The 5,604-nt window shown below is 39.2% G+C and carries 5 protein-coding genes and 1 pseudogene; 4 read left to right on the forward strand and 2 right to left on the reverse strand.

Annotated features, from left to right (window positions below; genetic code table 11):
- Nucleotides 1–95 (reverse strand): annotated as a pseudogene (locus tag ACFQZ1_RS10980) (IS6 family transposase); the annotation flags it as partial.
- A gap of 204 nt (nucleotides 96–299) precedes the next feature.
- Here ACFQZ1_RS10980 and ACFQZ1_RS10985 point away from each other — a divergent pair.
- From ACFQZ1_RS10985 to ACFQZ1_RS11000, 4 genes are all read left to right on the forward strand, one after another.
- Entirely contained in the window at nucleotides 300–1,070 is a 771-nt protein-coding gene (locus tag ACFQZ1_RS10985; protein ID WP_377882235.1) for a DeoR/GlpR family DNA-binding transcription regulator, read from the forward strand.
- A gap of 297 nt (nucleotides 1,071–1,367) precedes the next feature.
- Nucleotides 1,368–2,336: a substrate-binding domain-containing protein gene (locus ACFQZ1_RS10990; protein ID WP_377882236.1), complete on the forward strand. Its 969-nt coding sequence runs from the start codon at nucleotides 1,368–1,370 to the stop codon at nucleotides 2,334–2,336.
- Nucleotides 2,337–2,400: 64 nt separating this feature from the next.
- Entirely contained in the window at nucleotides 2,401–3,948 is a 1,548-nt protein-coding gene (locus ACFQZ1_RS10995) for a sugar ABC transporter ATP-binding protein (protein ID WP_377882237.1), read from the forward strand.
- Nucleotides 3,945–4,919 carry an ABC transporter permease gene (locus ACFQZ1_RS11000; protein WP_377882238.1) on the forward strand — a complete coding sequence of 325 codons (975 nt, stop codon included), beginning with the start codon at nucleotides 3,945–3,947 and terminating at the stop codon, nucleotides 4,917–4,919. Before ACFQZ1_RS10995 ends, ACFQZ1_RS11000 begins: the two co-directional genes overlap by 4 nt.
- A gap of 394 nt (nucleotides 4,920–5,313) precedes the next feature.
- On the opposite strand, the gene ACFQZ1_RS11005 is transcribed toward ACFQZ1_RS11000, so the two are convergent.
- The coding region (locus ACFQZ1_RS11005) for a helix-turn-helix domain-containing protein (RefSeq protein WP_377882239.1) at nucleotides 5,314–5,604 on the reverse strand (291 nt) is incomplete at its 5' end.

Here is a 5,604-nt window from a genome sequence, read left to right on the forward strand (position 1 = left end):
CGAAGACTCAGACTGTACCGTAGGTACCAGCGTACTACATGTAAGATAATTTCAGGTTCGTAATGTTTCCACTTAAATTCTGTTGGCTTTTTCATACGGATACACATCCTTTATAGATTGATAATATCAGTATGTCCAAGCTTCTTAGATTTTTGCACCAGAGCCGAAAAAAGTAAGATATGAAATTCTGTAAACAAAACCTTTTAATTATGCAGTATACTTAAAAATGCGTGTATTGAAAACGCCTTCATACGATGTGGTAAAAAGAAAAAGTATATTATACAGAGGTGTAATGTTTCATGTTATATGCCGAAGAGCGAAAAAGTAAAATCATGAATTACATTCAAGGAAATTCAAGAGCATCTGTTCAAGAGCTGAGTCATTTTTTTGAAGTATCAGAATCCACAGTGCGCAGAGATTTAAAGGAGCTAGAGGAAGAAAAGTTATTGAGAAGAACGCATGGGGGAGCTATTGCTCTCCAAAATGTCAACTTTGAACCAACATTTAATGAAAAGGAAGATAAGTTTCAGGAGGAGAAGAAAGCGATTGCCAGAAAAGCACTGGAATTTATTGAAGAAGGCGATACAATTTTGCTTGATGCAGGAACCACAACCTTCAAGCTTGTTAAGGAACTGCGGGCTTTTTCAAAGCTGACAGTAGTGACCAATTCACTTGTTTTTGCGCAAGAGTTGCAGGATGTTCAAGGAATTGATGTTGTGATGGTAGGGGGGGACTTACGAAAAGAGACGTGTGCCCTAGTAGGTCCACTTGCCGAAGCTGGATTCTCAATGATGAGAGTAGATAAGGCTTTTATTGCGACGAACGGGATTGAGGCGGAAGAGGGGCTAACAACCCCTAATCTTACTGAGGCGGCAACGAAGAGAAAAATGATTCAAATTGCAAAACAAGTGATCTTGTTGGCAGATCATAGCAAAGTTGGGAAATCGACCTTTGCAAAATTTGCCGATATTCATGATGTGGATAAATGTATTATTGATGCCGGTGTTCCTAAGTCATTTGTGGAGAAGCTCAGAGAAACTGGGATTGATGTGTATGTTGTTGGTCCGTAGTGCATAAGACCTGTTTTACCCCCTAAAGCTAAAATGGCTCTAGGGGGTATTTTTGTTAAATAAACCATTAATGGTATTAAGTTTATTTTATGGTAAAAAATCCATGAAAAAGCATTGTAATTTACAAATCCATCAATTATAATCATAAATAATCATATTCGATCATTATATACCAAGGTATATGACGATCAAATGATTAAAAGTAAGCAAATAATTGAAAGCGTTACCATTGGGTATCCGAAAATGAGCAAGAAGAGGCAAGGGGAACTATTAAAAGAAAAAAGGGGAGCAAAGAAAATGAAAAAAGCTATGTACAAAGTGTTGGCACCTTTCATGGTTTTATTGTTGCTTATGATGGCAGCCTGCAGTAACGGAAGCAGTGACAAAACTAGCTCGTCCGCTTCAGGCTCAAAGGACAAAAAGATTAAAATTGGTTTAACGGTAGGTACGTTAAGTAATCCATTCTTTGTTTCTATGTCAAAAGGTGCTAAAGAGACTGCAAAGGAACTTGGTGGTGAGGCGATTGTTGTAAGCGCTGACTATGACTTATCCAAGCAAATGGCACAGGTAGAAGATTTTATTACAAAAAAGGTAGATATGATTCTTTTAAATGCAGTAGACTCTAAAGGAATTGCAGCAGCTGTACAACAAGCGAAGGCAGCAGGCATTCCGGTTATCGCAGTTGATGTTGGCGCAGACGGCGGAGTAAGCGCAACTGTAGCTTCTGATAATTACTTAGCAGGGAAGCTTGCTGGCGAATTTCTTCTAAAGCGTTTACAAAACAAAGGAAATATCGCAATTATTGATGGACCTCCAGTAACTGCTGTAACAGACCGTATTAAAGGATTCGAAGATGCAATCAAAGGAACAGATGTGAAAGTTGTAGCGAAGCAAAACGGTGAAGGTAACAGAGAAAAAGCGTTAACAGTAATGGAAAATATTTTGCAAGCGAATTCATCAGGGAAAATTGATGCGGTATTTGCGATTAACGATCCTGAAGCACTGGGAGTAAAGATTGCCGCTGAGCAAGCAAAACGCGATAAAGAGTTCTTTATTCTTGGTGTTGACGGTGCTCCAGAAGCGATAGATTCTCTTAAAGAGAACAAAAGCTTTGTTGCTACATCCGCACAACATCCTGACGAAATTGTAAAAAAAGCTGTTGATATTGGTATGAAAATTATTAAAGGTGAAAAAGTAGAGTCCCAGGTTAAGGTACCAGTAGAACTAGTAACACAAGAGACAGTTGGTAGCTATAAAGGTTGGTAAGATCAGAGAGTTGTATGAGTTACCAAGCATTCGTGCTGCAACGATACATAAAAGGAGGGATACTGTGAAGCATCCTAAGGTGACAGCTCGTCCTCTGACGAAAGGCAATTCTATTCTTAAAATGTCGGGTATAAGCAAAGCATTCCCTGGGGTGAAGGCGCTTGATAACGTACAGTTGGAGCTGTATAAAGGAGAAGTGCATGCGCTTATGGGGGAAAATGGCGCAGGAAAATCCACCTTGATGAAAATTTTATGTGGCGTGTATCAGCCGGATTCCGGAATGATAGAGTATAAGAATCAAAATGTGACATGGAAAGATACTTTAGAAGCGAAATTGAATGGAATTAGTGTTGTCCATCAGGAATTAAAGTTATCTCCTAACTTATCCATTGCTGAAAATATTTTCATGGGAACTGTTTTGCCGAAAAATAAATTTGGTATGGTGAAATGGGCGGAAGTATATGAGAAAGCGGCAGTTGTTTTGGGATCTATCGGTTCAACGTTAGATTCCAGAACGCTCGTGTCATCCTTGAGCATAGCAGAGCAGCAGATGGTTGAAATTGCGCGCGCGCTATCGTTTCAAGCGGAAGTATTAATCATGGATGAACCAACAGCAACCCTTACAGATAAAGAAATTGATAAGCTATTTGTTATTATTGATCAGTTAAAAGCCAAAGGTGTAGCGATTGTGTATATTTCACACAGAATGGATGAGATTTTCAAAATTTCCGATCGTTGTACTGTATTTCGGGATGGTCAATGGGTCAGCAGTATGCCTATTGAAGAGACGAATCCGGACCATTTAGTGAAATTAATGGTAGGTCGTGAACCGAAGGATATATTCCAACGAAAACCGAATAGCGGTGTAAAGGTAAGAGAGAAGGTTCCTGTTTTGGAGGTTAAGGGGCTGTCTGATAATAAAGTGATAGGCAAGATTAACCTGCAGGTATATCCAGGGGAAGTAGTAGGACTTGCCGGATTAGTCGGGGCAGGACGAACGGAGCTTGTTCGAACCATCTTCGGATCTGTTGCCAATAAATCAGGCGAGATTTGGATTAATGGGAAACAGGCTGAGATTACTTGTCATCGAGATGCGATTGAGAACGGCATTGCTCTTGTACCAGAAAGCAGAAAAGAACAAGGCTTGTTTCTCGACCTATCTGTTAAAGAGAATATAGCGATGACAATGATGCAAAAATATAGCAGTGCCGGAATTTTAAATTGGAGAGAAATTCATCAAGAGGCAGCGGATTATATTAAAAAGCTACGTATTAAAGTTTCATCTCCTGAACAAAAGGTAGTCAATTTAAGCGGAGGCAATCAACAAAAGGTTGTTTTGGCGAAATGGCTTCTCATCCAGCCAAAAGTGCTGCTTCTGGACGAACCGACTCGCGGTGTTGACATAGGGGCCAAAGCTGAGATTTATAAAATTATTGATGAGTTAGCGAAATCGGGAATGGCTATTCTTATGATTTCTTCCGAGCTTCCAGAAATATTAAGTGTAAGTGATCGGGTGTTAGTGATGCATGAAGGAAAAATTAGAGCTAACTTGCCAAGAGCTGAAGCGACTCAGGAAAAAATTATGTATTATGCGACAGGAGAGATAGCATGAAAACAGACATGACCGTTTTACAGACTAATCGTGCCAAGGGAAAATTGAATATTAAAGAGCTATGGAATCAGTATAGCACGATCGTAATTCTTGTATTAATGTGTGTCGTTCTGTCAGTTCTTACCTCTAATTTTCTAGAGGTAAATAATCTTCTTAATGTCTTAAAGCAAATTTCTATTATTGCTATTTTAGCAGCCGGAATGACATTTGTTATTTTAACCGGCGGTATCGACTTATCCGTCGGCTCTACAGTCGCATTGTCCGGTGTTATATCTGTTATGCTTTCGCAGCAGGGAGTCAATGCTATTATCGCTATGGCAGCCGGCGTGGCAATTGGTGTAGCGGCTGGATTTGTAAATGGCTATCTAACAGCTAAAGTAAAGCTGCCGGCATTTATTGTAACATTAGGGAGCTTTACATACATCAGAGGACTTGCTTATGTAGTTAGTGCAGGATACCCAATCGTATTGACAGATCCGTTATTTAAATTCTTCGGTTCCGGCACCGTGTTAGCTATTCCTACACCGATTTTCATTATGGCCTTCATTTATGTAATTACTTTCTTCATTTTAAAATATACGATGTTTGGACGTCACGTCTATGCGATCGGCGGAAATGAAGAAGCTGCTAGTCTTACTGGGATAAAGGTAGGAGCAAACTTAATAAAGGTATATATGATAAGCGGCTTATTATCAGGGCTTGCTGGAGTCGTTCTTGCAGGCCGATTATATTCCGGACAGCCGACGGCCGGTGTTGGATTCGAACTTGATGCCATCGCTGCAGTTATCCTTGGCGGAACAAGCTTTACTGGAGGCGTTGGAAAGATTCAAGGAACGATTATCGGGGCATTGATCATGGGAGTGCTTAGTAACGGGCTTACTTTGTTGGACGTTAGCTATTATTGGCAGCTTGTCATAAAAGGAGCAGTCATCATTCTTGCCGTTCTTTTAGACCGACTTCGTACTAAATAATCGTAGACTATAAAATGAAAAATGTGGAAAGCCGACTGCTATATAATACAACCACAAACAACAGCACTTTTGTGGATTTGAAATAAAGTTGCACCGTTTATAAAAAGTTTACTTAAAATAGACAGTGAAATCTTAATTTAACAACGTCTATTAGACTTTTACGGTGCAACTTTTTTATAAAAATCGTTGATTTTCCTTCGATGGAAATATGTGTTTTGAGTAAACTTTTTTCGAAAAAAAGTTCTACAACTTAACATATTTTCAACGATTTAAACGCATTTTTGAGCGAACTTTATTGCAAAGCTACAACTTTGCTTTTGGAGTAGGGGTACGGAAACGATTCAAAGAATAACCCGCCACATCTGAAAAATTTTCCAATTACGGCGGGTACTTATTATACTTTGTCTTGTAGTTTCCTATATAAAGCTGATCTAGAAACATTGGTAATTTCGCAAATTTGTTTCACTGTCATATTCCCTTCTTCATACAGCTTAAGTGCATAATTCATTCCCGCATGCTTTTCGTGATACTTTTTAACTCTTCCTTGATATTTTCCTTCTTTTTTTGCAAGGTCAATCCCTTCACGTTGACGCATACGAATTAAGTCACGTTCCAATTGATTCACTCCGCCCATTACTGTCATCAAGAAATGACTATATGGATTTTCTTCAGATAAATCCAGCCA

This window comes from Bacillus sp. CGMCC 1.60114 (genome assembly GCF_042676365.1).
GTDB lineage: Bacteria > Bacillota > Bacilli > Bacillales > Bacillaceae_G > Bacillus_A > Bacillus_A rhizoplanae_A.